The 25,338-nt window shown below is 74.1% G+C and carries 28 protein-coding genes; 14 read left to right on the forward strand and 14 right to left on the reverse strand.

Annotation, left to right across the window (positions count from 1 at the left end; genetic code table 11):
• The first annotated feature begins 129 nt into the window (after window positions 1-129).
• Entirely contained in the window at window positions 130-1,839 is a 1,710-nt protein-coding gene (locus ACIQOW_RS19185; protein ID WP_401086335.1) for a cytochrome bc complex cytochrome b subunit, read from the forward strand.
• Here ACIQOW_RS19185 and ACIQOW_RS19190 read toward each other — a convergent pair.
• The 3 genes from ACIQOW_RS19190 to ACIQOW_RS19200 form a co-directional block, all read right to left on the reverse strand.
• Complete coding sequence (locus ACIQOW_RS19190) at window positions 1,805-2,200, reverse strand: cytochrome c oxidase subunit 4 (protein WP_188298057.1); 396 nt, start codon at window positions 2,198-2,200, stop codon at window positions 1,805-1,807. The two genes, ACIQOW_RS19185 and ACIQOW_RS19190, sit on opposite strands and share 35 nt — an antisense overlap.
• On the reverse strand, window positions 2,197-3,912 hold the full coding sequence (gene ctaD, locus ACIQOW_RS19195) for a cytochrome c oxidase subunit I (protein WP_401086340.1): 1,716 nt from the start codon (window positions 3,910-3,912) through the stop codon (window positions 2,197-2,199). Before ctaD ends, ACIQOW_RS19190 begins: the two co-directional genes overlap by 4 nt.
• Window positions 3,913-4,109: 197 nt before the next feature.
• Entirely contained in the window at window positions 4,110-4,751 is a 642-nt protein-coding gene (locus tag ACIQOW_RS19200) for an L-threonylcarbamoyladenylate synthase (RefSeq protein WP_401086343.1), read from the reverse strand.
• Between the two features lie 255 nt (window positions 4,752-5,006).
• Between ACIQOW_RS19200 and ACIQOW_RS19205 the strand changes: the two genes are divergently transcribed.
• Window positions 5,007-5,348, forward strand: a complete 342-nt coding sequence (locus tag ACIQOW_RS19205) for a hypothetical protein (protein WP_401086345.1) — start codon at window positions 5,007-5,009, stop codon at window positions 5,346-5,348.
• Between the two features lie 85 nt (window positions 5,349-5,433).
• Here ACIQOW_RS19205 and ACIQOW_RS19210 read toward each other — a convergent pair whose 3' ends face one another.
• Both ACIQOW_RS19210 and ACIQOW_RS19215 read right to left on the reverse strand, forming a co-directional pair.
• Window positions 5,434-5,589, reverse strand: coding sequence for a DUF6131 family protein (locus ACIQOW_RS19210; protein WP_401086348.1), 156 nt, complete (start codon window positions 5,587-5,589; stop codon window positions 5,434-5,436).
• Window positions 5,590-5,759: 170 nt separating this feature from the next.
• Window positions 5,760-7,283 (reverse strand): threonine/serine exporter ThrE family protein, encoded by a 1,524-nt coding sequence (locus tag ACIQOW_RS19215; protein WP_401086351.1) that lies wholly within the window; start codon window positions 7,281-7,283, stop codon window positions 5,760-5,762.
• Window positions 7,284-7,581: 298 nt separating this feature from the next.
• On the opposite strand from ACIQOW_RS19215, the gene ACIQOW_RS19220 reads away from it, so the two are divergent.
• Window positions 7,582-7,905, forward strand: a complete 324-nt coding sequence (locus ACIQOW_RS19220) for a plasmid stabilization protein (protein ID WP_401086354.1) — start codon at window positions 7,582-7,584, stop codon at window positions 7,903-7,905.
• Between the two features lie 241 nt (window positions 7,906-8,146).
• Here the strand turns inward: ACIQOW_RS19220 and ACIQOW_RS19225 are convergent, their stop codons facing one another.
• Window positions 8,147-8,809, reverse strand: coding sequence for a TetR/AcrR family transcriptional regulator (locus tag ACIQOW_RS19225; protein ID WP_401086356.1), 663 nt, complete (start codon window positions 8,807-8,809; stop codon window positions 8,147-8,149).
• 173 nt (window positions 8,810-8,982) lie between these two features.
• Between ACIQOW_RS19225 and ACIQOW_RS19230 the strand changes: the two genes are divergently transcribed.
• The 3 genes from ACIQOW_RS19230 (at window position 8,983) to ACIQOW_RS19240 (ending at window position 10,221) form a co-directional block, all read left to right on the forward strand.
• Entirely contained in the window at window positions 8,983-9,627 is a 645-nt protein-coding gene (locus ACIQOW_RS19230) for an SRPBCC family protein (RefSeq protein WP_401086359.1), read from the forward strand.
• A 152-nt stretch (window positions 9,628-9,779) separates the two neighbouring features.
• Window positions 9,780-9,953 carry a CsbD family protein gene (locus ACIQOW_RS19235; RefSeq protein WP_188301116.1) on the forward strand — a complete coding sequence of 58 codons (174 nt, stop codon included), beginning with the start codon at window positions 9,780-9,782 and terminating at the stop codon, window positions 9,951-9,953.
• A 76-nt stretch (window positions 9,954-10,029) separates the two neighbouring features.
• Entirely contained in the window at window positions 10,030-10,221 is a 192-nt protein-coding gene (locus ACIQOW_RS19240) for a hypothetical protein (protein ID WP_401086363.1), read from the forward strand.
• A gap of 90 nt (window positions 10,222-10,311) precedes the next feature.
• On the opposite strand, the gene ACIQOW_RS19245 is transcribed toward ACIQOW_RS19240, so the two are convergent.
• The gene (locus ACIQOW_RS19245; RefSeq protein WP_401086366.1) at window positions 10,312-11,730 is read right to left on the reverse strand and encodes an FAD-dependent monooxygenase; all 1,419 of its coding nucleotides are present in this window, start codon (window positions 11,728-11,730) and stop codon (window positions 10,312-10,314) included.
• 70 nt (window positions 11,731-11,800) lie between these two features.
• Between ACIQOW_RS19245 and ACIQOW_RS19250 the strand changes: the two genes are divergently transcribed.
• Window positions 11,801-12,451 carry a TetR/AcrR family transcriptional regulator C-terminal domain-containing protein gene (locus tag ACIQOW_RS19250; RefSeq protein ID WP_401086369.1) on the forward strand — a complete coding sequence of 217 codons (651 nt, stop codon included), beginning with the start codon at window positions 11,801-11,803 and terminating at the stop codon, window positions 12,449-12,451.
• Window positions 12,452-12,653: 202 nt separating this feature from the next.
• Here the strand turns inward: ACIQOW_RS19250 and ACIQOW_RS19255 are convergent, their stop codons facing one another.
• The 4 genes from ACIQOW_RS19255 to ACIQOW_RS19270 all read right to left on the reverse strand — a co-directional run bounded on the left by ACIQOW_RS19255 (window position 12,654) and on the right by ACIQOW_RS19270 (window position 15,512).
• Complete coding sequence (locus ACIQOW_RS19255; RefSeq protein ID WP_401086372.1) at window positions 12,654-13,862, reverse strand: cytochrome P450; 1,209 nt, start codon at window positions 13,860-13,862, stop codon at window positions 12,654-12,656.
• A 90-nt stretch (window positions 13,863-13,952) separates the two neighbouring features.
• Window positions 13,953-14,171: a ferredoxin gene (locus ACIQOW_RS19260; protein ID WP_401086374.1), complete on the reverse strand. Its 219-nt coding sequence runs from the start codon at window positions 14,169-14,171 to the stop codon at window positions 13,953-13,955.
• Between the two features lie 218 nt (window positions 14,172-14,389).
• Entirely contained in the window at window positions 14,390-14,572 is a 183-nt protein-coding gene (locus ACIQOW_RS19265) for a hypothetical protein (protein WP_401086376.1), read from the reverse strand.
• Window positions 14,573-14,675: 103 nt separating this feature from the next.
• Window positions 14,676-15,512, reverse strand: a complete 837-nt coding sequence (locus ACIQOW_RS19270; RefSeq protein WP_401086379.1) for a helix-turn-helix transcriptional regulator — start codon at window positions 15,510-15,512, stop codon at window positions 14,676-14,678.
• A gap of 127 nt (window positions 15,513-15,639) precedes the next feature.
• On the opposite strand from ACIQOW_RS19270, the gene ACIQOW_RS19275 reads away from it, so the two are divergent.
• Window positions 15,640-16,704 (forward strand): aldo/keto reductase, encoded by a 1,065-nt coding sequence (locus ACIQOW_RS19275; RefSeq protein ID WP_401086382.1) that lies wholly within the window; start codon window positions 15,640-15,642, stop codon window positions 16,702-16,704.
• A 91-nt stretch (window positions 16,705-16,795) separates the two neighbouring features.
• Here the strand turns inward: ACIQOW_RS19275 and ACIQOW_RS19280 are convergent, their stop codons facing one another.
• A complete protein-coding gene (locus ACIQOW_RS19280; protein WP_401086385.1) occupies window positions 16,796-18,787 on the reverse strand; it encodes a LamG-like jellyroll fold domain-containing protein in 1,992 nt (663 codons plus the stop codon).
• A 249-nt stretch (window positions 18,788-19,036) separates the two neighbouring features.
• On the opposite strand from ACIQOW_RS19280, the gene ACIQOW_RS19285 reads away from it, so the two are divergent.
• The 3 genes from ACIQOW_RS19285 to ACIQOW_RS19295 all read left to right on the forward strand — a co-directional run bounded on the left by ACIQOW_RS19285 (window position 19,037) and on the right by ACIQOW_RS19295 (window position 20,483).
• Entirely contained in the window at window positions 19,037-19,489 is a 453-nt protein-coding gene (locus tag ACIQOW_RS19285) for a hypothetical protein (RefSeq protein WP_401086388.1), read from the forward strand.
• Window positions 19,490-19,704: 215 nt separating this feature from the next.
• Window positions 19,705-20,028 carry a DUF6343 family protein gene (locus ACIQOW_RS19290; RefSeq protein ID WP_401086390.1) on the forward strand — a complete coding sequence of 108 codons (324 nt, stop codon included), beginning with the start codon at window positions 19,705-19,707 and terminating at the stop codon, window positions 20,026-20,028.
• Window positions 20,029-20,258: 230 nt separating this feature from the next.
• Window positions 20,259-20,483: a hypothetical protein gene (locus ACIQOW_RS19295; RefSeq protein WP_401050492.1), complete on the forward strand. Its 225-nt coding sequence runs from the start codon at window positions 20,259-20,261 to the stop codon at window positions 20,481-20,483.
• An 81-nt stretch (window positions 20,484-20,564) separates the two neighbouring features.
• On the opposite strand, the gene ACIQOW_RS19300 is transcribed toward ACIQOW_RS19295, so the two are convergent.
• Window positions 20,565-20,801 carry a DUF6296 family protein gene (locus ACIQOW_RS19300; RefSeq protein WP_401086393.1) on the reverse strand — a complete coding sequence of 79 codons (237 nt, stop codon included), beginning with the start codon at window positions 20,799-20,801 and terminating at the stop codon, window positions 20,565-20,567.
• A gap of 337 nt (window positions 20,802-21,138) precedes the next feature.
• Between ACIQOW_RS19300 and ACIQOW_RS19305 the strand changes: the two genes are divergently transcribed.
• From ACIQOW_RS19305 to ACIQOW_RS19315, 3 genes are all read left to right on the forward strand, one after another.
• On the forward strand, window positions 21,139-22,281 hold the full coding sequence (locus ACIQOW_RS19305) for an AI-2E family transporter (protein WP_401086396.1): 1,143 nt from the start codon (window positions 21,139-21,141) through the stop codon (window positions 22,279-22,281).
• 167 nt (window positions 22,282-22,448) lie between these two features.
• On the forward strand, window positions 22,449-22,784 hold the full coding sequence (locus ACIQOW_RS19310; RefSeq protein WP_401086399.1) for a GNAT family N-acetyltransferase: 336 nt from the start codon (window positions 22,449-22,451) through the stop codon (window positions 22,782-22,784).
• Window positions 22,785-22,943: 159 nt separating this feature from the next.
• Complete coding sequence (locus ACIQOW_RS19315) at window positions 22,944-23,729, forward strand: sigma 54 modulation/S30EA ribosomal C-terminal domain-containing protein (protein WP_401086402.1); 786 nt, start codon at window positions 22,944-22,946, stop codon at window positions 23,727-23,729.
• Between the two features lie 93 nt (window positions 23,730-23,822).
• Here the strand turns inward: ACIQOW_RS19315 and lpdA are convergent, their stop codons facing one another.
• Window positions 23,823-25,229, reverse strand: a complete 1,407-nt coding sequence (gene lpdA / locus ACIQOW_RS19320; protein ID WP_401086405.1) for a dihydrolipoyl dehydrogenase — start codon at window positions 25,227-25,229, stop codon at window positions 23,823-23,825.
• Between the last annotated feature and the right edge of the window lie 109 nt (window positions 25,230-25,338).

Consider the following 25,338-nt stretch of genomic DNA (forward strand, 5'->3'; position numbering starts at 1 on the left):
ACCGGACCGGCCGGTACGGGGCCGGACGGCCGCGCCCGTTCCCCCGTTGGAGTGCTCTGCCGCCGCCCGCCGACGCCACCGCAGCGCTCGACCGCCCCGCGCGCGACGAGGGCCACTAGGTTGCCCGCCATGGACGAAACCAGGGCTTCGAACGGGCGCCGGCCGTCCGCCGGCGAGCGCGTCGCGACCCGCCTGGACGGGCGGCTGCCGGTCATGGAGTCCGGCCGGGAACTGCTGCGCAAGGTGTTCCCCGACCACTGGTCGTTCCTGCTCGGCGAACTCGCGCTGTACTCCTTCGTCGTCCTGCTGGTGACCGGTGTCTACCTGACGCTCTTCTTCCGGCCGAGCATGGGCGAGGTCGTCTACCAGGGCTCCTACCTGCCGCTGCGCGGGGTGCCGCTGTCCGAGGCCTACGAGTCCACGCTGCGGATCAGCTTCGACGTACGCGGTGGACTGATGGTTCGTCAGATTCACCACTGGTCGGCGCTGTTGTTCACATCGGCGATCTGCGTGCACCTGCTGCGGGTGTTCTTCACCGGGGCGTTCCGCCGCCCGCGCGAGCTCAACTGGGTGATCGGGGTGACGCTGTTCAACCTCGCGCTGCTGGAGGGCTTCTCCGGCTACTCGCTGCCCGACGACACCCTCTCCGGCACCGGCCTGCGGATCGCCGAGGGCGTGCTGCTCTCGGTGCCGCTGGTCGGCTCGTACCTCACGCTGTTCGCCTTCGGCGGCGAGTTCCCGGGGAACGAGATCGTGCCCCGGCTGTTCACCGTGCACGTCCTGCTGGTCCCCGGCCTGCTGCTCGCCCTGATCGGGGCCCATCTGACCCTGGTGGTGGTGCTGAAGCACACCCACTGGGCCGCTCCCGGGCGCACCAACCGCAACGTGGTGGGGATGCCGTTCTTCCCCCAGTTCCTCACCCGCACGACCGGTCTGCTGTTCACGGTGGGCGGCGTCATGGCGCTGTCGGCCTTCCTCGCCGAGATCAACCCGATCTGGCGGTACGGGTCCTACCGCCCCGACGTCGTCGCGACGGGCGCGCAGCCGGACTGGTACATCGGCTTCATCGAGGGGGCGCTGCGGCTGATGCCCGCCGCGGAGACCAGGGTGTTCGGGCACACCGTGTCGTGGAACGTGCTGCTGCCCGCCCTGGTGGTGCCCGGCCTGCTGTTCGCGGCGCTGTACGCCTACCCCTTCGTCGAACGGTGGCTCGACCCCGGCACCGGCGAGCACCACCTGTGCGACCGGCCGCGCAACAAGCCCACCCGCACCGCGCTCGGCACCGCCGGGATCACGTGCTACGCCGTGCTGCTGATCGCCGGCGGCAACGACGTGATCGCCTACGCCTTCGGGCTCTCCGTCAACGCGCTCACCGTGGCGCTGCGGGTGGCGCTGATCCTGCTGCCGCCGGTGGTCTTCGTGCTCACCCGGCGGCTCTGCCTGGCCCTCCAGGCCCGCGACCGGGACCGGCTGCTGAACGGCGACGAGACCGGCCGGATCGACCAGTCCATCGACGGCGGCTTCACCGGCCACCACCGCCCGGTGCCCGCGGCCGAGCGGTACGTGCTGCTGGCCCGCGCCGTGCCGGAGCCGCTCGCCGCCCCGCGGGGGGCTCCGCGACACGAGCGGGTACGCGCCGCGGCGAGCAGCTGGTTCCACCGCGACCGGGTCGAACTCCCGGCCGGAGAAGGGGAGTCGGAGCTGATCGCGAAGGTCCTCAGCGCCCCGGCCCACCCCGCTCCCCCGGCCTTCCGCCCGCCCGCCCCCGCCACGGGCGGGCCGCTGCGGCGGCTGCTGCGCCGCCTCAGCCCTCGCCGTGGTCGCGGTACTGGAAGATGAAGCCGCCGACGGCGAGCGCGAGCACCAGCGCGCCGAGGACGATCAGCCACCGGGCGAAGACCAGGCCCAGGGCGAAGACCGTCAGGCCGGCCGCCGTCAGCACCGGGTAGCCGCTGCGGGCCGGGAAGAACCCCCTCGGCCCCGCGGTCTCGGCGATCTCGGCCTCCTTGCGGTCCTGCGCCCGGCCGCCGCCGCCGCGCTGGTGCTGGACGAACCAGAACAGCGCGATCAGGCCGGACATCAGGAACGCCACCGTCAGGATCGCCTTGCCGGCCGGCTCCCGGGCCCAGAACCCGTAGACCAGCCCGGTCACCGCGAAGAACGCCGTCATGACGGCGAACAGCCACCCCTCCGCCTTCACCGCCCGCTCCCCCGCTCGCCGCCGCGGCCGCGCGGCACTGCGGCGGTGACGCCCGTCGGCTCCTCCGCGGACACCTCCGGGTGGTGCAGGTCGAAGGCCGGGGACTCGGAGCGGATCCTCGGCAGCGTACGGAAGTTGTGCGGCGGCGGGGGGCTGGAGGTGGCCCACTCCAGCGACCGGCCCCAGCCCCACGGGTCGTCCTCGGTGACCCGGGCGCCGTGCCGGGTGGTGGTCCAGACGTTGTAGAAGAACGGCAGGTTGGAGACCCCGAGCAGGAACGAACCGACCGAGGCGCACACGTTCAGTGCCGTGAAGCCGTCCACGTCCAGGTAGCTCGCGTAGCGGCGCGGCATGCCCTGGGCGCCCAGCCAGTGCATCACCAGGAAGGTGGTCTGGAAGCCGACGAACAGGATCCAGAAGTGCACCTTCCCCAGCTTCTCGTCGAGCAGCTTGCCGGTCAGCTTCGGCCACCAGAAGTAGAAGCCCCCGAAGGTGGCGAACACCACCGTGCCGAACAGCACGTAGTGCAGGTGGGCCACCACGAAGTAGCTGTCCGTGACGTGGAAGTCGATCGGCGGCGCCGCCAGCAGCACCCCGCTCAGCCCGCCGAACAGGAAGGTCACCAGGAAGCCGATCGACCACAGCATCGGGGTCTCGAAGGACAGCGAGCCGTTCCACATCGTCCCGATCCAGTTGAAGAACTTCACCCCGGTGGGCACCGCGATCAGGAAGGACATCATCGAGAAGAACGGCAGCAGCACCTGGCCGGTGGCGAACATGTGGTGCGCCCACACCGACATGGACAGCGCGGTGATGGAGACGGTCGCACCGATCATCCCGAAGTAGCCGAACAGCGGCTTGCGGCTGAACACCGGGATGATCTCGCTGATGATGCCGAAGAACGGCACCGCGACGATGTACACCTCCGGGTGGCCGAAGAACCAGAACAGGTGCTGCCAGAGCAGCGCCCCGCCGTTCGCCGCGTCGAAGGCGTGCGCGCCGAACTTGCGGTCCGCCTCCAGGCAGAGCAGCGCCGCCGTCAGCACCGGGAAGGCCAGCAGCACCATGACCGAGGTGAACAGCACGTTCCAGGTGAAGATCGGCATCCGGAAGAGCGTCATCCCTGGCGCCCGCAGGCAGGTGATGGTGGTGACGAAGTTGACCGAGCCCAGGATGGTGCCGAGGCCGGCCACCACCAGGCCGAGCGCCCACAGGTCCCCGCCGGCCCCGGGCGAGAACAGCGGCCCGTTCAGCGGCGCGTAGGCGAACCAGCCGAACGAGGGCGCGCCCTGGGTGGTGAGGAAACCGCTCAGCACCATCAGCCCGCCCAGCAGGAAGGCCCAGTAGGTGAAGGCGTTCAGCCGGGGGAACGCCACGTCGGGCGCGCCGATCTGCAAGGGCATGATCGCGTTGGCGAAGCCGGCGAAGGTCGGGGTGGCGAACAGCAGCAGCATGATCGTGCCGTGCATGGTGAACAGCTGGTTGTAGCGCTCGTTGGACATCAGCCCGGTGTCCGGCCCGAGCAGCTGGGCCCGCATCAGCAGCGCGAGCACGCCCCCGACCAGGAAGAAGCCGAAGGCCGTCGCCAGGTACAGGTTCCCGATGACCTTGTGGTCCGTGGTGAACAGCCAGCGCAGCAGTGTGCTGCCCTGCCGGACCCTGGCCCGGGCGCGGTCCCGCTCCCGGGGCGGCGCGGTGGACGAAGCGCTCATGGAACCTCCGCAACGGAGCCGGTGACGCCCCCGGTCGCGGCGCCGACTCCCTCCCGACCAGCGGAGGGCCCGCCCTCGCACGCCATCGCCGACCCTAGCGGCGGCCGCCCCGGCCGCCGGGGCGCCACGCGGTACGGCCCTCCGGCCCGGGGTGGCGCCGTCCCGGACGGCGGGCCGAAGGGCGCTCCTCGGCCGGCTCAGCGCTCCCGCAGGTCCGGGACCACCTCGCGCAGCCGGTCGGCGCCGATCGCGCCGGCCCGCAGCAGGACGGGCACCTCGCCGGTGATGTCCACGATCGAGGACGGCACGGCGGCGGCGGTCGGGCCCCCGTCGAGGTAGACGGCCACCGAGTCGCCGAGCATGCCCTGGGCGGCGTCGCAGTCCTGCGGCGAGTCGTGCCCGGTCAGGTTCGCGCTGGAGACGGCCAACGGCCCGGTGGCGCCGAGCAGTTCGATGGCGACCGGGTGCGCGGGCATCCGCACCGCGACCGTCCCGCCGGTCTCGCCGAGGTCCAGCTCCACCGACTCCAGGTGGCGGGCGACCACGGTCAGGCCGCCCGGCCAGAACGCCTTGACCAGCTCCCTGGCGCGCTCCGTCACCTCGACCAGCCCGTCCAGCGCCTCCGGGGAGCCGACCAGCACCGGCGAGGGCATGTTCCGTCCCCGGCCCTTGGCCTTCAGCAGGCGGTCGACCGCCCGCGGCGCGAAGGCGTCCGCGCCCACGCCGTACACGGTGTCCGTGGGCAGGACGACGAGTTCGCCGCGGCGCACCGCCGCCACGGCCTCGCGCAGCCCGGCTGCGCGCTCGGACGGGTCCGAGCAGTCAAAACGACGAGTCATCAGGGGTCTCCACCGGCGGGCCGCCGGCCCGCCCCGTTCCTCCGGCCCGGCCACCTCTACGACCAGGCACGACCCGGTCAGCCTACCCGTCCGGCTTCCGGCCGCCCGCCGCGCCCCGGTCGGGCTCTCGCCCCTGCTTCGCCCGGTCGGATGCCGTGGCGCCCTCGGCCGCCCGGGTGGCGCGGGGTCGCGGCGGGCCGGAGACGGCCGCCGCCTGCGGGGGCGGGCGGCGGCGGGCGGACGTAGGTTGCGCACATGACCAGTGACGAGACGATCCCGGCCGTGGGGGTGCGCCCGCTGGACGAGGTGTTCGCCGCGATCGACGGGGTCAACCGGCGGCCCCGGCCCTGGACCGGCTTCGAGCACGGCGTGCTCGGCGCCTACCGGTGGGCCGCCGGCGCCCAGGTCGCGGCCCCCGTCACCGCCGCCGCCACGGTCGGCGCCACCGGTCCCCGCCACGCCCAGCTGCTGGCCGAGTGCCAGGCCGCAGCCGTCGATCTCCACCTGGCCAGGAGCCGGGGTTCGGACCACAGCTACCTCCTCGGCGTCCACCGGGCACTGGCCTGGCTCTGCGGACTGCACGAGGACCGCCCCTGAGGCGTCCGGGCGGGCTGACCGGGCTCGGCGTGCTCCTGAAGAGAGGTCAGGCCGCACCGGTTCCCCTTCATCGGAGGGCGGCGTTTCAGTAGTAGTGGCGGCGTCCGCCGACGGCGTGCCCGAGGGCTCCGGCGACCCAGAGGACCAGTCCGATGACGGTCAGCACGAGGCCGATGGTCCAGAGGATCGAGAAGCCGGTGACGAAGCCGATGATGAGCAGGATGACTCCGAGGACGATCACGAGGGTCTCCCTGGTTCGCGGGTGGCTGTCGGCGGGGTGGCACCGGTGGTTCCGACCGGCCGGAGCCTTCCCCGGGGAGCGGGACCGGTCTCGCCCGTCCCGTCTCCACACCCCACGCGTGTACCGCCCCGCCGCCCGGGCAAACCGGCCCGCCGCCTCCGGCTCCGCCTTCACCGACGGTGGCGGCCGCCCCGGTGACGGGGCGGCGGAGCCACCCGGGGCACCGGCAGGAAGAGGCGGGCCAGCTCGCGGCCCAGGTTGACGCCGATGGCGAGGGCCATCGCCATCGCGCAGGCCCGCCCGATGCCGCTCAGCCCGACCTCGGGCTCGCCCCGGACGAAGGCGAGCATCCCGAAGTACAGCACCGAGCCGGGCAGCAGCGGCCCCAGCGCGGCGGTGATGTGCGGCAGCGCCGAGCTGCCCCGGCAGCGCGCCATCAGCTGCCCGGACAGGCCCACCAGCCCGGCGGCCAGCCCGGTCGCCACGATCGGCTCGCCGCCCGCGTTCACCAGCACCCCGTACGTGGTCCAGCCGGCCGCGCTGTTCAGCAGGACGGCCGGCAGCGTGGCCGGCTCGGTGTTCAGCAGCACCGCGAAGGCCAGGGTGAGCAGCACCGCGGCGGCGAGTTGCAGCGGCGGGTTCACCGCCCCTGGCGGGGCCGCCTGGGCGGCGAGGTCGGCGCCGTTGTTGACACCGACGTAGAGCACCGCCATCACCCCGATCACCACACCGGCCATCAGGTACAGCGCTTCGAGCAGCCGGGCGGCGGCGGTCAGGTAGAAGCCCGTCAGGCCGTCCTGGGCGGCCGCCACCATCGGCCAGCCGGGAAGCACCGCGAACAGCCCTCCGGTGATCACCACCGATCCGCGCAGGTGCAGCCCGTTGAACGAGAGCAGGATGCCGATCACGGCGGCCGGCACCGCCGCCACCACGAACTGGTAGAACGCCGGGAGGTCGTGCCGCGCCACCAGGGCCGCCAGCCGCTCGCCCGCGAGCGCGGCGACGACGGCGCTGGCGAAGACCAGCCAGGCCCGGGCGTCGGCCCGGCCGCCGATCAGCAGGGTCGCGGCCCCGGCCATCCCACCGGAGGAGAGCACGAGCAGCCGGCCCGAGTAGCGGCGGCTGTGCCGGCGCGTGGCCACCAGGCGGGCGTGGGCCTCGGAGACGGCCAGCCCGCCCACGGTGATCGCGGTGACCAGCCGGAACACGGCGGCCAGCCGCGCGTAGTCGACGGCCGGGCGGCGGACGGAGCACTCGGCGACCAGCGAGGGTTCCGAAGGGCCGGGCTGGTAGGAGATCGCCACCCGGGTGAAGGTGACCTGCGGGTCGCAGGGGTGGACCCGGTAGGCGCGTGCGACGGCGAGCATGGCGGCCTCGACGTCCTCCGCCGCCTCCCCGCTGGCCAGCATCAGCTCGCCGACCAGCAGCGCGAGGTCCAGCACCCGGGCCGGTTCGACGCCCGGCAGCGGCTCCGTACCGGTGCCTTCCGGCGCCGGCCGCCGGTCGGCCGTCGGGGTGCGCAGCAGCGGCAGCATCGCGTCGGGCCAGGGGGCCTCGGCTCCGTCGGCTCCGTCGCCCCGGCGGAGCCCCGCCGCCGGAGTGCCGGGCGCCGGGGGCTGGGGTGGCACCCGCTCGGGCCGCGTCGGGCGTCCTTCCCGGCCGGCAGGAGTGCCGAGCTGCTCGTGTTCCGTCATCGCGGCTCCTTGACCCCACCCCCCTCGTCCACTCCGTGCAGCCGGTCAACTACCCGGAGTGCCGCTGCGGCGAACGCGCCACACCCGGCACACCCGTCCGAACCGGAGCACGACCGGCCGTACACGCCCCATCGGCCCGCGCGTGCCGACCCCGGGGGCGGGCCCGGCCGCCGGCGGAGGGGCCCGCGCGGCGTCCCGGACGCCGGGTCCGCGGCGGACGGCGCCGCCGGATTCCCGGCGGCCGTTCCGGGTAGACGCGTCCGCGCAACGACCGTGACCAGGAAGGGAGGCACCGGCCATGCCGCGAGGATCCAGCCCCAAGCGGGAGCGCCAGTACGAGCACATCAAGGAGAGCGCGCTCGACCGGGGCGAGAGCAAGAAACGGGCCGAGGAGATCGCCGCCAGGACGGTGAACAAGGAACGCGCCCGGCACGGCGAGTCGAAGACCGCGAGCCGCACCTCGACCCACGACATCTCCTCCGGCCGCCGCGGCGGACAGCGCTCGCACCGGGGCGCCCAGGGCCCGACCTACGACCAGCTGTACAACGAGGCCAGGCAGCGGGGCGTCAAGGGCCGCTCGAAGATGAACAAGCGTCAGCTGGCCCACGCACTCGGCCACTGAAACCGGCCGCACCACCCAGGAGGTGTCCCGATGACCGTCCCGTCCCCGCCGGACCCGGACACCCGGCCGGTCCCCCGCCCGGACCCCGCGCCGTGGCCGGGCGAGCCCGAGCCGGCACCGCCGCCGGTCCCGCCGTTCCCGGACCCGGTGCCGTATCCGGACCCGGCGCCGCAGCCGCACCCCGGGCAGGCCTGAGGCCGCCCGGGGCGGGTGAGCGGGCCGGCCGGAGCCGTGGCTCCGGTCAGAAGCGCGGTGCCAGCAGGCTGTCCAGCTCGGCGTCGAAGAGCAGCGCGGGCCGGAAGCCCATGCCGGTGAAGTGCCCGGCGAGCTCCAGCGACAGCACGCCGTGCAGGCGGGTCCAGAACGCCAGGAACCGGTGGAGCACCTCGGGCGGGGCCGGCTGCTCGCCCGCCCAGTCCCGGTGGCCCACCAGGTGGGTGGCGAACGGCGCCTGCCCGGCCTCGGGGGTGGCCGGGGAGAGCGTCGCACAGGCGTCGACCAGCGTCCGCATGACCTCGTCGGCGATGGCGGTGGTGTCCTCGGGTGCCTGGTAGCCGGGGACGGGGGTGCCGAAGATCAGGAAGTACCGCTGGGGGTCGGCCAGGGCCCAGCCGCGCAGGGCGTGCGCGAGCCCGGCCAGGTCGGCGCCTTCGGCGGCGGCCGCGCCGAGGGTGTCGGCGAGGCTGCGGTAGGCGTCCCGGACGAGTTCGGTGATCAGCTCGTCGCGGCCGGCGAAGTAGCGGTAGAGCGCGGGGCCGCTCATGCCCATCCGCTTGGCGATCGCGTTGAGGGAGAGCGCCGAGGCGCCGGCCGTGGCGATCTGCTCCCGGGCGTGCTCCTTGACCTCCTCGCGCACCTGGGCGCGGTAGCGCTCGCGCGGGGTGTCCGCGCCCGTCCTCGCCATGGCCTGCCCGCCCTCCGAGTCGTGCGACTACATATCGATGCTTCCGTTAGAAGCTATCACGGAACCTGTTGACCCTCGCCCCTTCGCTGAGTTACAACTTCTAACGAACACGTGGGCCTCTAGCTCACGGACTCCACGGCCGTCCCGACGGCCCACCAGCGAAGGGGAGTTCCATGTCCGCCACCCGCCGCACCGCCACCCGCCGCACCGGCATCCGCACCGCCCTGCTGACCGTCCCGCTCGCCCTCGGCCTGCTCGGCGCCGCCGTCGCGCCCGCCGGAGCCGCCGGCTCCCCCGGCCCCGGCTCCTCGCTCACCTGCCACGGGGCGGGCGTCGACCCCGCCGCACAGGTCCGCTACCGGACCGGGACCGTGATCCACGCACCACTGCGGACCGTCTGGCAGCTCCAGACCGACGTGGAGCGCTGGCCGGACTGGCAGTCGCCGGTGCGCAGCGCCGAGCGCCTCGACAGCGGCCCGCTGCACCGGGGCTCGGCGTTCCGCTGGACCACCCCGCTGCCCCCGAACCCCGCCTCGACGGACCCGGTCCTGGAGATCACCTCCACCGTGCGGCAACTGCGGCCCGGCGCCTGCATCCGCTGGACCGGCCCGGCCGTGGCGACGGGGCTGCGGATCGACGGCGTCCACGTGTGGACCTTCACCGAGGTCCCCGGCGGCGTCCTGGTGCGCACCGAGGAGACCCACACCGGCCCGCAGGTCGACGCGAACGTCCCCGCCGCCACCGCGATCCTGCGTCAGGGCCTCGAAGGCTGGCTGCACGACCTGAAGACCACCGCCGAGGCCCGCGCCGCCCGGTAGCCGCCGCTCCGAGCCGTGCGGCGACCGGCGCCACGGGTCGAACCGGGCGCGCGGACCCGGCCGGATCGGCGAGCCGGCGCATGTTTGCGCAAGCCCCGGGCAGACGCGGCCCAGGGCGGACTTCGCCCCGACGACGAGAGGAGCCGAACGTCATGGGTACCGAGGACAAGCTGCACAACCTGGCGGAGAAGGCCGGCGGCAAGGCCAAGGAGGCGGTCGGCAAGGCGACCGACGACCGCTCGACCGAGCTCAAGGGCAAGGCCGAGCAGGCGAAGGCCGATCTGAAGCAGGCCGCGGAGAAGGTCAAGGACGCGGGGAAGCACTGACCGGACACCCGGCGGTCGTCCCCGGACGGCCACCGGGTGTCGTCTCGCCACCGCACCCGAGGGAGGAGTGGAGCCCATGACCGACCCGCACGAGCCCGTGCCCAGGGACCCTGAGGTCCCGGTCGAGACCCCCGAGTCCCGGATGACCGGCGAGGGCTCGCCGCCACCCGGTCAGGAGGAGGAGGAGGAGAGGGGGCCGCAGGACGGCTCCGAGGAGGAGAGCACCGAACCGGCCCACGAGCCGGAACCGCACGAGCCGCCGGACTGACCGGGCTGACCGGGCTGGGCCACCGCGCTGACCGACCGCCGGACGCGGCCGGCCCGACGGCCGGGGGTTGTGCCCCGGCCGGACGCCCGGTCAGGGAGCGAGCAGCCCCTGACCGGCCGCGTAGCCCGCCAGCCCTTCGGCCGTCGCACCCGCCCAGCCGAGGTAGCCGTCCGGCCGCACCAGGAACACGCCGGTCCCGTACGCCTCGTAGGCCGGGATGCGGACCACCGGGGCGGCGAGGGCGGGCAGCGGGGCGTCGGTGCCGACGGTGAGCAGCGTCCAGTGCGGGCCGCGGAAGGCGTCGAACAGCCGGGTGCCGCCCCGGCGCCCGTCCGGGGCGCGGTCGCCGGCCCGCAACGCGTCCGCGGGGAGGCCCTGTCGGGTCTCCACCGAGAGTGCGGACTCCCGGTAGCCGAGGCCGAGTTGCCGGGTCGCCCGGCCGCGCCGCTGCTCGCCGCGGTGGACCCGGGTGGACAGCTCCAGCATCGCCGCCGCGTTGGCCCGGCGCTCCTCCTCGTAGCTGTCGAGGAGCCGCGCGCCGGCCCGCCCGGTCAGCGCGGCGGCGAGCTTCCAGCCCAGGTTGTAGGCGTCCTGGACGCTGGTGTTCAGCCCCTGTCCGCCGGCCGGCGAGTGGACGTGCGCGGCGTCGCCCGCGAGGAACACCCGGCCGGCCCGGAAACGGTCCGCGAGGGCCGCGCGCGGGCGGAACTCGGAGATCCAGCGCAGCTCGGTCAGCTGGTCGGCGCCCAGGTGGGAGCGGGCGGCGACCACCGTGCGGAGGCCTTCGAGGGTGAGGTCCACGGCCGTGCCCTCCGGGAACCCAGCGACCAGCTGGAAGTCCTCGGTGCCGCCGAGCGGGCAGATCGCCAGCACCCCCTCCTCGGCCGGGAAGACGTGCCAGTGCTCGCGGTCCAGCCCGTCGACCCGGACGTCCGCGACCAGCATCGGGGCCGGGTCGACGGTCTCCCCGGTCATCCCGATGCCGAGCAGCCGCCGCACCGTCGAGCGCCCGCCGTCCGCCGCGACGGCGTAGCGCGCCCGGACCGGGCCGCCGGCCGCGAACTCGGCGGTCACGCCCTCCCCGTCCTGCGTCAGGCCGACCAGCTCCCGCCCGAACGCGACCTCGCCGCCCAGTTCGCCCAGCCGCCCGTACAGCACCCGTTGGGTGTGCCACTGGGGCAGCATCAGCACCTCGGTGTACGGCTCGGCCTCGGAGGGCTCGATCGGGTCGTACATCCGGCGCTCGCCCTGCCGTGCGCCGTCCTTCCAGAACAGGTTGGGCGGGTAGTGGCCCGCCACGGCGCGGATCCGGTCGAGCACGCCGAAGTCGTCGAGCACCTCCAGCGTGCGCGGCTGGAGTCCCTTGCCGCGCGAGCCGGGGAAGAGTTCCGCGCCCCGCTCGACCACCAGCGCGGCGACGCCGTGCCGGGCGAGGTCCAGCGCCAGGGCGAGTCCGGTGGGCCCGGCACCGACGATCAGGACGTCCGTGTGCGTGCCGCGAGAAGCCACGACAATCTCCTTAACGTTGTTAAGTAGCCGTTGCCGACAGGATGAACTTAACGGCGTTAAACTGTCAACCGTGACCCCGCAGAGAACCCCCAAGCTCGACCGCGGCCAGGTCGTCGACGCCGCGCTGAACCTGCTGGACGAGGCCGGCCTCGACGGCCTGACGCTGCGCGCCATCGCCGCCCGGCTCGACGTCAAGGCGCCCGCGCTGTACTGGCACTTCAAGGACAAGCAGGCGCTGCTGGACGAGATGGCGACCGAGATGATGCGCCGGATGACCGGCCGGGCGGCGCAGGACGGGCCCGCGGAGGACTGGCGGGAGACCTACCTGCGGACCATGCGCACCCTGCGCGCCGAACTGCTGCGCCACCGCGACGGCGCGAAGGTCTACAGCGGCTCCCGGTTCACCGACACCGGCTACGCGGCCGGCCTGGACGCCTCGCTGCGCCTGCTGACCGAGGCCGGCTTCACCCCGGCCGCCGCGGCCCGGGCCTGGCAGACCGCCTACAGCTACACGATCGGCTACGTGATCGAGGAGCAGGCGATGGGCCCCAACCCCTTCGACGGCGCCGAGGGCTACGACGTCGACGCCCGCGCCGAACGCCTGGCCGCCCACCCGCTGGCGGCCGAGTCGGGCCGGGTGATGTTCCAGGACTTCGACGAGGGCTTCGAGCAGGGCCTGGCGGCGGTGCTCGCCGGCGTCGAGGCCACGCTGCTCGGCTGACGGCTCTCCGGCGCGGACGGCCGGTGCCGCCCGCTGTCCCTGGTCGTCATGCCGGGGCAGCGGGCGGACCGCACGCGGTTCGAGCCGGTACTGGAGAAGATCCGTGTCCCGCGGACCGGGCCGGGCAGGTCCTGGGGGACGCCCGCCGGCGTGGCCGCCGACAAGGCCTACGCCAACGGCCCGTACCGCGCTCGGGCCCCGCTCACCAGGTCACGGGCAGTGACCGCATCCCGTAGATGAACGACTCGGTACGGAACTCGCGCTCGCCGGTCAGCCGCAGCCCCGGCAGCCGGCGGAACAGCGTCTCCAGGGCGATCCGGAGTTCGGCGCGGGCCAGCGGCTGGCCCAGGCACTGGTGCACGCCGAAGCCGAACGCCAGGTGCCGCCGGGCGTCCCGGTCCAGGTCCAGCTCGTCCGTCGCCCGCTGGCCCGCGCCGCCGAACACCGCCTCGTCCCGGTTGGCGGTGGAGAGCATCGCCATCACGCCCTCCCCGGCCCGGACGGTGACGCCGCCCAGCTCCACGTCCTCCAGCGCCACCCGGGGCAAGCCGGTGTGCACGATGGTCAGCAGCCGCAACAGCTCGTCCACCGCGCCCGGCAGGGTGGCCGGGTCGGCCAGGCCGGGGATCTGCTCGGGGTGCTCCAGCAGCAGCGCGGTCGACAGCGCGATCATGTTCGCGGTCGTCTCGTGACCGGCGATCAGCAGCAGCACGCCCATGCCGGCCACGTCGTCCGGGGTCAGGTCGTCCCGCGCCGCGAGCCGGCTGAGGGCGTCGTCCTCCGGCTGGGCGCGCTTGCGGGCCGTCAGGTCGCGCAGGTAGCCCCGAACCTCCTCCTGGGCCCCCCGGAGCTGCTCCACGGTGCTCTCCCGGCTGAGCATCGTGCGGCTCAGGCTCTGGAAGCGGTCGTGGTCCTCGTACGGCACGCCGAGCAGCAGGCAGATCGCCAGCGAGGGCACCGGCAGCGCGAAGTCGGTGACCAGGTCGGCCGTGGTCCGGCCCGCGGTCATCCGGTCCAGTACCTCGTCCACGATCCGCTGGATCTCCGGGCGCAGCGCCTCCACCCGCTTGACCAGGAACTCCCCGGTGATCATGCGGCGCTGGCGGGCGTGCTCGGGGTCGTCGAGCCGCAGGAAGTCCGGATTGTCGGTGATCAGCTCGCGAGCGCCGGCGATCAGCAGCGGGAAGGACGGGTGGCGGATGTCGGCACTGAACCGGCGGTCGGACAGCACGGTGCGGACCTCGGCGAAGCCGGTGACCAGCCAGCAGAGGTCGCCGTCGGGCAGCTCGGCCCTGGTCACCGGCCCGGTGGCGGCGGCCTCGGAGTACGCGGGCGGCGGGCCGAACGGGCAGCCGCCGGAGTGCCGGGCCGGCAGCAGCGGGACGGCGGGGGCGGTGGGTGTGGCGGTCACGGCGGGGGTCTCCTCATGTCGCGGGGTCCTCGTGGGGCTGTCGGGGTGCAGGGAGTCCCCGGCGGCCTGTGGGGCCGGCGGCGGGGCCGGTCAGGCCCCGGTCTGCGCGGGCTGGTCCCCGGTGACGCTGATCGCCCGGCCCGGGCAGAGGTCGGCGGCGAGTCTGACGTCTTCGAACTGCTCGGGCAGCAACACGATCTGACGGAGTCTCACAAGACTGTCCCGGTCGTCCTGGTCGAAGACCGCGGGGGCGTTCGTCACGCACATGCCGGAGCTACAGCAACGGTCCCGGTCGACGCTCACCTGCATGTCGGGCACCTTTCGCCAGGGCGGCGCCGGCTGGCCGGCGGCCACCTCTCGTTGTCACGGTCAACCTAGCCGTCGCCGGTCCGTTCACGGAGGGGTACGGTGGCCGGATCGAGAATGGCTGATTCGGCCCCTGTGCGTGAACCCCCCTTGCGGCGTAATGCGTTTCAACCCGCGGTACTTCGCCGGACGGGTCTGCGGACCCGGCCGCGCGGACGGCCTCACAGGCCTTCGACGGAGGCCAACTCCCGTACGGAGGCCACCGCGTCGGCCTCGGCGGCGCTCTTGTCCGGCCGGTGGCGCACCACCCGGGCGAACCGCGGGGCCGGCCCGGTGGGGTAGCGGGGGCTGCGCTGGAGGCCGTCGAAGGCGACCTCGGCGACCGGTTCCGGCCGGACCGGCACCGTCGGGGCGTCCCGCCCGGTCTCCCGGGCGAGCGATTCGGCGGTCTGCCAGGCGAGCTTCCGGTCGGTCAGCCCCTTGAAGGTCTTCGTGAGTCGGGGCCGGTCATCGCGCGCACAGCCGGTCCAGGGACGCGCGGCTCTCCTCGTCCGCGGCGCGGTAGACGAGAAGGCGCAGTCCCGGGTCCTGGAGCGGTAGCAGGACTTCGAAGTCAACGGTGATCACACCCTCGACCGGATGCCGCAGCACCTTCCGGCCGCGTCCGTTGACGCTGACCTCCCGCTCCGACCACAAGCGGGCGAAGTCCTCGTCCTGTGTGACGAACTCGTCGATGAGGCCGGACAGTTCCCGGTCCTCCGGGTGAGCGGCCCAGGCCGCGCGCAGGTGGGCGATCCCGTCCCGCAGCGCCTGCTCCCGGTCGGCGTAGAAGCCGCGCATCGCCGGGTGCAGCAGGCACAGCCGCATCGCGTTGCGCCGTGACGGCGGAACGGCCTCGAAACCCGGTAGCAGCCGAGCCATTTCGGGGGTCCAGGCGAGGATGTCGTAACGGTGGTCCAGCAGCATGGCCGGCAGCGGCGAGAGGTCACCGACCAGGCGGGCCAGCGACGGCGCCGCACTGGCGGCCGGCCCGCCGGTGGTGCCGGGACGGCGGCGTCCGGCCAGGTCGAACAGGTAGTCCCGTTCGCTCGCATCCAGGCGCAGTGCCCGGGCCAGCGCCGCCAGCACCCCCGCGGAGGGCCGCAGCCCCCGGCCCTGCTCCAGCCGGACCACGTAGTCGGTGCTCACCCCGGCCAGCTCGGCGACCTCCTCGCGGCGCAGCCCCGGCGTCCGCCGGGTCCGCCGATGCGACGGCAGGCCCAGCCGGCCGGGGTCGAGGCCTTCGCGCCTGCTCCGCAGGAACGCGGCCAACTCCTGGGCGGGGTCCATGGTTCGGGTCGTCATGACCGGTCCAACCGCCAGGGTGGGACCGCTCTTCCCAGGAAGTGCCCTCCCTTATCCGGGGCCGGCCGCCGCCACAGACTCGGTCCCGGCAACGGAACACGAGCACACGCGAGCACAGGAGAACCTGATGGCACTGGCCCTGGACGACTACCGGCTGCTGGGCCGCTCGGGACTGCGGGTCTCACCGCTGGCCCTGGGCACCGCGACCTTCGGCACCGAATGGGGGTGGGGCGCCGAACGGGCCGAGGCCCGAAAGCTGTTCGACCGCTACGTCGGGCTCGGCGGCAACCTCCTCGACACCGCCGACACCTACACCGAGGGCAGCTCCGAGCGCCTGCTCGGCGAGTTCGCCCACGAGGAGCGCGAACGCCTGGTGCTGGCGACCAAGTACTCGACACTGCGTCGCCCCGGCGACCCGAACTCCGGGGGCGGGCACCGCAAGGCGCTGTTCGGCTCGGTGGAGGGCAGCCTGCGGCGGCTGGGCACCGACTACCTCGACCTGCTGTACCTGCACGTCTGGGACTTCCGAACGCCGGTGGAGGAGGTGTTGCGCGGCCTGGACGACCTGGTCAGGCAGGGCAAGGTGCTGTACGTGGCGATCTCCAACACCCCGGCCTGGCAGGTGTCCCGGATGCAGGCGATCGCCGACCTGCGCGGCTGGTCACCGCTGGTCGCGTTGCAGGTCGAGTACAGCCTGATCGAACGCACCGCGGAGCGCGACCTGATCCCGATGGCCCGGGAGCTGGGCCTGGGCGTGGTCCCGTACTCGCCGCTCGGCGGCGGGGTGCTCAGCGGCAAGTACGGCCGGCAGGACGTGGGCGCGACGGGCGCCGGTCCCGACGGGAGCACCCGTCGGAGCCACAACCTCGCCCTGGGCACCCTCACCGAACGCAGCCTCGGCGTGGCCGGGGTGGTCCGGGAGCTGGCCGGCGAGCTGGGGCACACCCCGGCCCAGGTGGCGCTGGCCTGGACGCTGCGGAAGCCGGGCGTGACGAGCACGCTGCTCGGCGCCCGCACCCCCGCCCAGTTGGAGGACAACCTGGGCGCCCTGGCGGTCGAGCTTTCGGACGCCGAACTGGCCCGGCTCGACGCGGCGGGCGCGATCGCCCTCGGCCAGCCGCACGACCTGCTGGCGAGCGAGCCCATCCGCCAGGTGACCACGGGCGGCCTGCGAATCGAGACCCGCCGCTGACGGCCGGTGCCGTTCCGCTGTGCGTCCCGGAAAGCGGCACCGCCGGGCCCCCACCAGGGCCCGGCGGTGTCCGCGCTTCGAGGGGGTGCGATCAGGCGTTCATGAACTCGCCCACCCGCAGGGCCCGCTTCACGATCCGGACGTCCCCGACGTATCCGTGGAACACCTTGTCCAGCACCCCCGCGTACGAGTAACCGCCCAGCATCCACGGCCGCCCCAGCGTGGTCAGCCCGACGGCGGGCGTCGCCGGGTTGCGCGCCACCTCGCAGCCCTCGACGTACATCCGGCTGAGCTTCCCGTCGTTGACCACCGCGACGTGCCACCACCGGTCCAGCGGCAGCTGGTGGCCCCAACAGGTGGACGCCCCCGTCTGGTTGAGCGGGTAGACGCACCACTGGAGGGCCGGCGCCTCGGAGACGCTGAGCGTGACAAGCGGCTCCTCGGCGTCCGTCCCCGGCCCGTTCTTGCCCGCCTCGCCGCTCATCCCCCACCGGCTGAGCAGGGCGGACCAGCGGCTGCGCGCCGAGTCCCAGTCGGCGGGCAGCTTGAAGAAGGCCTCGACGGTGAAGCCGCGCTCGAAGGTCTCCCGGTTCAGCGGCGCGCCGGGCGCGGTCTGGAGGTAGCCGCCGCGGACCGGCGACCGGGTGCCCCGGAACAGCAGACTGCCGTGGCCCGGCTGGTCCGGGTGGTGCTCGGCGGACCAGCTGAGCGCGCCGTCGGGCGTACCGGGGGCGCACTGCCAGAGCAGGTCGTTGCCCTGCCCGGCCAGGTCCTTGACGACCTGCTGCGGGGAGACGGCCGTCCCGTCGCCGCCGCCGTTGTCGAACCGCCAGTAGGCCACCGTGTCCCGGACCAGCAGCTCGCCGGCCCGGCGCGCCGGGCGCTGCGGGACGGGCGCGAAGCCGGCGAAGCGGCGGTCGAAGTCGATCGCCAACGAGAAGCGGTCCACGTCGGAGGTCAGCTCGGCGTGCTGGGCGGCCAGCGCGTTGCGCTCCTCGGCGGCGATCTGCTGGATCCACGGCGAGAAGGTCGACACGTCGACGGTGTCGCGGTCGAGGTCGAAGCGGTACGCCCGGATCATCGCCGCGCCGCCGTAGTAGCGGTCCTGGTAGTTGGCGATGTGGACGTGCACGTCGTGGCCGGCCCTGTTCTTCAGCACGGTGCGCCCGGGCGGCCAGTAGTGCCCGTTGACGGTCAGGAAGATCTGGTCGTTGCCGCTGATCAGCCGCTCCCAGAGCCGCTTCCCGTAGTCGGACAGCTCGGCGCGGCCGCTGTCGTCGGCGTGCGCCAGGTCGTGGGTGGTGAGGATCACCGGGAGCCCGGGGGCGGCCGCGATCGCCGCGTTCGCCCAGGCGAAGCCCGCGTCGGAGAGCCTCCAGTCGAGCGAGAGCACCATCCAGTCGCGCCCGGCCGCCCGGAACACGTGGCAGGTGTTGTAGCCGTCCGGGCTGGAGCCGCGGTACCCGGCGGTGCGGGCGGCCCTGGCCTTGCCGAAGGTCTCCAGGTACGGGGTGCTGCCGCGCTGGTCGTCGGTCGAGGAGCGGACGTCGTGGTTGCCGGCCAGCACGCCGTAGGCCGCGCCCGCGTCGTCCAGCAGGCCGAACACCTTGGTGACGGCGGCGTACTCGACGGCCAGCCCGTTCTCGGTGACGTCGCCGAGGTGGGCCAGGAAGACGATGTTGTCGTCCGTCCCGTCCTCCCGGTTGACCCCGCCGTCCAGCACGTGGCGGACCGAGGCCTCCAGCGGCGCGGGGTGGATCCGGTCCTGGTCGAACAGGTACTGGGTGTCCGGCATGACGACCACGGTGAACTGCCGGGCGTCCGGGTCGGGCTGCCAACGCCCGTGCCCCTTGCCCTTCTTCGGCTTCTTCTCGGCCGCGCCGGGCCCGCCGGCCGCGTCGGGCCCGGCCGCCTGCGCGGGCACCGCGCCGAGCAGCCCGAGCCCGGCGGTGCCGACCCCCGCGCCCACCAGGCCGGCCCCGCGCAGGAACCGGCGCCTGCCGGCCGCGGCGGGCCCCTCCCCGTCGAGGTCGGCGGTCCGCGGGCAGCCGCACTCGTGCTCGGTCCCCTGGTCGTCGTGCATGTTCGCTCCCGGAAGTGGTTTGGGCCCTGACGGTAGGTACCGGGATTGGTCGGAGACCGTCGGCCGGGCCACGCTCCGCTGAACAGCGGCCGAACCCGACGGGTGCTCATGTCCGTCCGGCCGACCTGCCCGGCCGGTGCGCCCGGGGTGCGCAGCCGCACGGACCGGCCGTAGAACGGAGGGGAAGGCCACGGACGGAGTCGTCACCGGGACGAAGCCGTCCGCCGAGAGACGGAGGAGGTGGCTGCCGTGGGACTGCCCCTGGCCGCCGGGCACGTGCTGGTACGGCTCGGCGACGGCCCCCAGGAGTCGGCGGAGGCGGTGCTCGACGCGCTGGAGGCCGCGTTCCCCACCCACACCGGGCGCGGCCGGACCCGGATCGGCAACGTCTGGGAGGACCCGGCCACCGTGACCTCGGAGGGCACCCGGGTGGTGGCCCGGCCCCGGATCACCCGCACCCCCACCGGCCCCGCGCCGATTCCCTCGACGAGCCTCTCCCAGTCCTTCGACGCCCACCGGGCGGGCTCGTCCGGGCCGCCGGTCACGCTGGCCGGCGAAGTGGCCGCGGACCTGCTCGGCCGCCCCGAGGACGTCGAGCGGGTACTGCGCGTCCTCTCCGGACTCTGCCGGACGCGGGAGCGCGGCCGCGCGGAACAGGGACCGCAGCTGGCGGTCCGGCTGCGGCTCGGGGCTCCCGGGTGAGTGCCCGGCGGGGGTGTGCCGACGCCGGGCCCGGGTAGGCGCGTCGGCGGAAGACCACCGGCCGACTCCGTTCGGGGGCCGTCATGGCCGTACACCGCAGACCAGACACGCGACACGGGGGCAGGGCCCAGCGCAGGACCGGCGAGCGCCACGACTTCCCGCACGCCCCGCAGGGCCCCGGCCGGACCACACCGCAGCTCAGACCCCAGGAGACGGTGCGCCGGGGCACCGAACCGGTGACCGCCCGTTCGGACCTGGAGCTGCGGCGGCTGCTGTCCCGGGTCTTCCTGGTCCTGTTCGTCGGCGGGACGGTCGCCTTCGCCGTGCTGGCCGCGCTGGCGAACCCCGGCCCGGCCCCGAACCAGGGGAGCTACGCCTTCTTCGCCGCCCTGTGCGCCGGGTTCGCCGGCATCGCCGCGCTCGACCTCCTGGTGATCCGGCGCCGCCTGGCAGCGGGCCAGGGCCGCGACCGGGCCGGCCCCGCGGGCACGCCGCGGACCGGGACCCCGGGGCGGCCCGGCGCCTACCGGCGGCGCTGAACGGGCATCCGCGCCGGGCGGTCGCGCCCGGTGATCCCACGAGCGGGCCGGACACCGTCTCTCGGACGGACCGAACGGGCCGGGCGGAATCGGGCCGGGCGGACCGGACGGCACCCGGCCACGGCCACCGGCGGGCCACAACCATCCCACCGGGTCTGGCCCGGTGGCCGTTCGGCAGGGCCCGGGTTTGCATGGACTGACCCAGCCCCCAGCGATCCGGAGGTAGCGCCGTGTACGAGATGTGGGCCGAGCACGACCCGGCGGTGTCCCCGCCCGCCGTGGTGTGGCACGTGGTGGCGAAGGACGACGCGTCCTCCTCGCTGTGCGGGCGGTTCCTCGAACCCTCCCAGCGCGTCGTCCCGGCGGCGGACGGTGCCGGTGCGGCCGGGCCTGACCGGTACTGCGACCCCTGCCTGGTCACCGTGCGCGAGGCGTTGGCCGCCACCGCGCGGTGACCGTCCGACGCCCTTCCGGCACGCGGCACGGCGGCGTGCTCACGGCTCACGGCTCACGGCTCACGGCTCACGGCTCACGGCTCACGGCAGCGGAACCGCCAGCAGGCACGGGTGTCGACTGCCGGCTCCGGGAGCGGCCAGGACGGTGGCCACCTCACCGGTGATCTCCACCCGGAGGCAGCCGTCGGAACTCTCCCAGACGAAGCTCCCGTCGGGTCCCAGCGTCTGCGTCTCGTGCACGACGACGACGGACGGCGGCGCGTGCCCGCCGACCGGGCCGGGGAGCGTCACCGCGTAACGGCGGATGAGGCTTCTCATCACTGCCTCCTGCTCTCCCCACCCGGTGTCCGCGACCTCCGCCGGCCATCCGCCGGTGCACGGGGGACCCGTGTCGATCCGCGTCTGCCCCGCCCCGGCGCGATGACACACCGCTGAGCGGAAAACCTCGCCGCATCCGGTCGACCGGATGCGGCGGCCCGCAGAGCGGACCGCCCTGACATGGGCCATCGTGGCGTGAGACGACACCCGGCCGAGCCCGAGGAGACCGCCCGTGGGAGTGAACGGCGCCGGACCCGGCCGACGGCCCGTGCCGCTGGGCAGCCGCCGTCCCCGGGTGTCGGCACGCCGGGCCCCGGCCGGAGCCCCGGGCCCGGCTGTGGAGCGCGTCCCGGCCGGGCTGCGGACGGCCGCCGGGTACACCTGGCGGCTGGTGCTGCTGGGGCTGGCCGTCTACCTGCTCGTCGACGTCCTCACCCGGCTCGAACTGCCGGTGGTCGCGCTGTTCATCGCGCTGGTCATCACCTCCGTGCTGCGCCCGCCGGTCGACCTGCTGGCCCGGGTGACGCCCCGCTCGCTCGCCGTCCTGCTCGTCCTGCTCTGCACCATCGCGCTCGTCGGCGGGATCCTGGCGCTGGTCGGCACGACCGTCGCCGGCGAGTGGGGCCGGCTGGGCAACGAACTGCGCGGCGGGCTGGCCCGGATCGACCACTGGCTCACCGGCGCCCCCTTCCACCTGCGGCCCGGCACGGTCACCGATCTGCGGGCCAAGATCGGCGAGTTCATCTCCGCCCACCGCTCCACGCTGCTCAGCACCGCTCTCAGCGGCGCCGGCCGGATCGTCGAGCTGGTGACCGGGCTGGCACTCGCGGTGTTCTGCTCGGTGTTCTTCCTGCACTCCGGCCACCGGATGTGGTCCTGGGCGCAGCAGCAGCTGCCCGTGCGGAGCGGCTCGGTCTGGGACCGGGCCGGTCGCGTCGCCTGGCGCACCTTCGCGGGCTACACCCGGGGCGTGCTGATCGTGGCGGCCTCCAACGCCGTGCTGGTCGGCATCGCGCTGGCGATCCTGCGCGTGCCCCTGGTCATGCCGCTGATGGTGCTGGAGTTCGCGGCGACCCTGGTCCCGCTGATCGGCTCCCCGATCGCTCTGGCGATCGCCGCCGTGGTCGCCCTCGCCGCCCGCGGCCCGGTGATCGCGCTCCTGGTTCTCGCGCTGATCGTGGTCATCGGCCAGATCGAGGGCCACCTGCTGCATCCGCTGGTGCTCAGCTGGTCCGTACGGATCCACCCGGTGGCCATCGCCGTGTCGGTGGCCGGCGGGGCGGTGCTGGCGGGGGTGCTGGGTGCGGTGGTGGCGGTGCCGGTGGTGTCGGTCGGCTGGGCGGTGCTCGGCGAGCTTCGCGACGGCGGCTCGGCAGGCCGGTCGAGGGCGCGGGCCCCCGCGTCGGGCGGGCCGCCGGGCGGCGGAGCGGACGAGGGCCGGCGCCCGGGCCGGCGCGAGGAGGGCCGGCCCGGCGGATGAGCGGGCGTCGGCGCCGCCCGGCCCGGCGGGTCCGTGACGCGGGCAGGGCGGCCGGGTCCGGGATGGCCGGGGACCGGTTGACCTGGCAGGATTCCCGCTGACCGGTGTCGCGGGGGGCCGCTCGGCGGCTCTCCGATCGGCACTCCCCGCAACCGAAGGACCACCCCGTGACCACTCCCACCACCGTCGTCGTCGAGCGGGCGGACGACCGGAACCGGTACGAGATCCTCGTCGACGGCAAGCTCGCCGGCTTCACCGAGTACCGGGACCACGACGCCCAGCGCGTCTTCTTCCACACCGAGATCGACGAGGCCTTCGCCGGCCAGGGCCTCGCCTCGCGCCTGGTGCGGGAGGCCCTCACCGACGTGCGCGCGACCGGGAAGCGGATCGTGCCGATCTGCCCGTACGTCGCCAAGTTCCTGCTGAAGCACGAGGAGTTCGGCGACATCACCGACCCGGTGACCCCGGAGGTCAAGGGCTGGCTGCGCACCCGGCTGTACTGACACTCGCCGCGGTACTGACGCACCCGGCTGTACGGACACTCCCGGCTGGGACGGGCCCGGGGCACCGCCCGGCCCTGGCCCGTCCGGCCCGTCCGACTGGCCCGTGCGACTGGTTCACCCGGCCCCGAGGTGGGGTCGTTGGGCCCTTGGCCGGAGGCCGTGGGGCCGAGATCCTGGTCGCCGGATTGCGCCGACTGGGAGTGGAAGGGCCTGGTGATGGGCGAGTTGGTCATGGTGAGGGCGTTCGACGGACTGCCGGGCGAGGTGCTGGCCGAGGCACGGGCCCGGGTGGCCGCCGCGGCGGCCGCTCCGGGGGTCGGGACACTGGTGGAGGCCCTGCGGATCAGGCTCGCGGCCGTGGCCGGGGGTGTGCTGGCGCAGGTGAACGCCGAGGTGGACGGCCGGCGGGTGCGCGTCCAGGCCGCCGCGGCCGGGCCCGGCGACTCCCTCGACCGGGTCAGCGAGGCGCTGCGCGGCAGGATCAGGGCCGTCACCGGGGCCTGGGCCCCGCGCCCCTGGCCCGGCCACCGTGCGGCGGCGCCCGCCGGGCCGGCCGGGGAGACCGAGCTCACCGTGGTCCGGCGCAAGGAGCCCTCGCTGGTGTGGTGTTCGCCGGAGGCAGCCGCCCGGACCATGGACGCGATGGACTACGACATCCACCTGTTCACCGATCCGGCGACCGAGACCGACGCCGTGGTCTACCGGGTCGGGCCGACCGGCTACCGTCTCGCCCGTACCGTCGCCGCCGGTCCGGCCGGCCGCCGGACCTCGCCGATCACCCTCAGCCCGTACGGCGCGCCCCGACTGACGGAGGCGCAGGCCGTGGGCCGGCTGGCGGCCGCGGAGCTGCCGTTCCTGTTCTTCGCGCACCCCGCGAGCGGGCGCGGCCGGGTGCTCTACCGCCGCTTCGACGGCGGGCTCGGCCTGATCTCGGGGCGCGTCTGAGGGCCGACGGGCGCCTCCTCCACTGGGACACCCCCGCGCCCCCGCCGAGCGACGGCTCGACGGGGGTGCGGCGGGCGCCCGGGGCAGCGAACGTCACATGTTGATCATGTGCCCGGCGAGGCCGTGGATGGCCTCCTTGACCGCCTCGCCCAGGGTCGGGTGGGCGTGCACGTTGCGGGCGACCTCGTGGACGGTCAGGTCCCACTGCTGGGCCAGCGTCAGCTCCGGCAGCAGCTCGGTGACCTCGGGCCCGATCAGGTGGGCGCCGAGCAGCTCGCCGTGCTTGCCGTCGCTGATGACCTTGACGAAGCCGATCGGGTGGCCGAGGCCGTGCGCCTTGCCGTTCGCGGTGAACGGGAACTTGGCGACCTTGACGTCGTGGCCCAGCTCGCGGGCCTGCGCCTCGGTGTAGCCGAAGGAGGCGATCTGCGGCTGGCAGTAGGTGGCGCGCGGGATCATCGCGAAGTCGACCTCCATGGTCTCCGCCCCGCCGATGGTCTCGGCGGCGATCACGGCCATCGCCTCGGCGGCGTGCGCGAGCATCAGCTTGGCGGTCACGTCGCCGATCGCGAAGATGTGCTCGACGCTGGTGCGGCCGCGGCCGTCCACCGCGATGGCGTTGCGGTCGGTGAGCTTGACCCCGGTGTTCTCCAGGCCGTAGCCGTTGACCCGCGGCGCGAAGCCGATCGCCTGGAGCACCTTGTCGGCCTCCAGCACCTTCTGCTCGCCGTCCTTGGTGACGGTGACCCTGACCTTGGCGTTCGGGTCGCTGTCGTCGATCGACTCGACCCGGGTGGAGGTCAGCACCTCGATGCCCAGCTTGCGGTACTGCTTGGCGAGTTCGGTGGAGACCTCGACGTCCTCCAGCGGCACCACGCGGTCCAGGAACTCGACGATGGTGACCTTCACGCCGTAGTTGTGCAGGACGTAGGCGAACTCGACGCCGATCGCGCCGGCACCCGCGATGACGATGCTCTCCGGCAGCTGCTCGGTGAGGATCTGCTCCTCGTAGGTCACCACGCGGTCGCTCAGGCTGGTGCCGGGCAGCAGGCGGGTGGTGGCACCGGCGGCGATGACGCAGTGGTCGAAGGTGACGACGTCGAAGCCGCCGCCGCTCAGCGCGACCTGGAGGGTGTGGTCGTCGACGAAGGTGCCCCAGCCGTCGTACTCGGTGATGCCGTTCTTCTTCATCAGGTAGTGGACGCCCTTGACCCGGCCGTCGGCCACCGAGCGGCTGCGCCGGAAGGCCTCGCCGAAGTCGAAGGTCACCTGGCCCTCGACCTTGATGCCGAAGGTCTTGGCCTCCTTGGTGAAGATGTGGGCGAGCTCGGCGTTGCGCAGCAGGGCCTTGGAGGGGATGCAGCCGACGTTGAGGCAGACGCCGCCCCAGTACTTGGCCTCGATGACCGCGACCTTCAGACCCAGCTGGGCCGAACGGACGGCGGCGGTGTAGCCGCCGGGGCCCGCGCCGAGGACGACGACGTCGTAGTGCGTGCTCATGTTGCTGACTCCTCCGAGGGTGTCACGGTGTCGTGATCTCGGTCCCATGGTGTCAGGACCGGGCTCGGCGCACCCATCGGGTCCCGGCGGATGCGCACCGGGCGGCACC

Origin of the sequence: Kitasatospora sp. NPDC091335, from assembly GCF_044757205.1 — a bacterium.
Taxonomy (GTDB): domain Bacteria; phylum Actinomycetota; class Actinomycetes; order Streptomycetales; family Streptomycetaceae; genus Kitasatospora.

Coding starts and splice junctions, on each gene's coding strand:
- ACIQOW_RS19275 (WP_401086382.1), top strand. CDS start 15,640: ATGGCACTGGCCCTGGACGACTACCGGCTGCTGGGCCGCTCGGGACTG.
- ACIQOW_RS19220 (WP_401086354.1), top strand. CDS start 7,582: ATGCCGCGAGGATCCAGCCCCAAGCGGGAGCGCCAGTACGAGCACATC.
- ACIQOW_RS19235 (WP_188301116.1), top strand. CDS start 9,780: ATGGGTACCGAGGACAAGCTGCACAACCTGGCGGAGAAGGCCGGCGGC.
- ACIQOW_RS19185 (WP_401086335.1), top strand. CDS start 130: ATGGACGAAACCAGGGCTTCGAACGGGCGCCGGCCGTCCGCCGGCGAG.
- ACIQOW_RS19225 (WP_401086356.1), bottom strand. CDS start 8,809: ATGGCGAGGACGGGCGCGGACACCCCGCGCGAGCGCTACCGCGCCCAG.
- ACIQOW_RS19200 (WP_401086343.1), bottom strand. CDS start 4,751: ATGACTCGTCGTTTTGACTGCTCGGACCCGTCCGAGCGCGCAGCCGGG.
- ACIQOW_RS19260 (WP_401086374.1), bottom strand. CDS start 14,171: ATGCAGGTGAGCGTCGACCGGGACCGTTGCTGTAGCTCCGGCATGTGC.
- ACIQOW_RS19270 (WP_401086379.1), bottom strand. CDS start 15,512: ATGACGACCCGAACCATGGACCCCGCCCAGGAGTTGGCCGCGTTCCTG.
- ACIQOW_RS19230 (WP_401086359.1), top strand. CDS start 8,983: ATGTCCGCCACCCGCCGCACCGCCACCCGCCGCACCGGCATCCGCACC.
- ACIQOW_RS19280 (WP_401086385.1), bottom strand. CDS start 18,787: ATGCACGACGACCAGGGGACCGAGCACGAGTGCGGCTGCCCGCGGACC.
- ACIQOW_RS19300 (WP_401086393.1), bottom strand. CDS start 20,801: ATGAGAAGCCTCATCCGCCGTTACGCGGTGACGCTCCCCGGCCCGGTC.
- ctaD (WP_401086340.1), bottom strand. CDS start 3,912: ATGAGCGCTTCGTCCACCGCGCCGCCCCGGGAGCGGGACCGCGCCCGG.
- ACIQOW_RS19240 (WP_401086363.1), top strand. CDS start 10,030: ATGACCGACCCGCACGAGCCCGTGCCCAGGGACCCTGAGGTCCCGGTC.
- lpdA (WP_401086405.1), bottom strand. CDS start 25,229: ATGAGCACGCACTACGACGTCGTCGTCCTCGGCGCGGGCCCCGGCGGC.
- ACIQOW_RS19205 (WP_401086345.1), top strand. CDS start 5,007: ATGACCAGTGACGAGACGATCCCGGCCGTGGGGGTGCGCCCGCTGGAC.
- ACIQOW_RS19215 (WP_401086351.1), bottom strand. CDS start 7,283: ATGACGGAACACGAGCAGCTCGGCACTCCTGCCGGCCGGGAAGGACGC.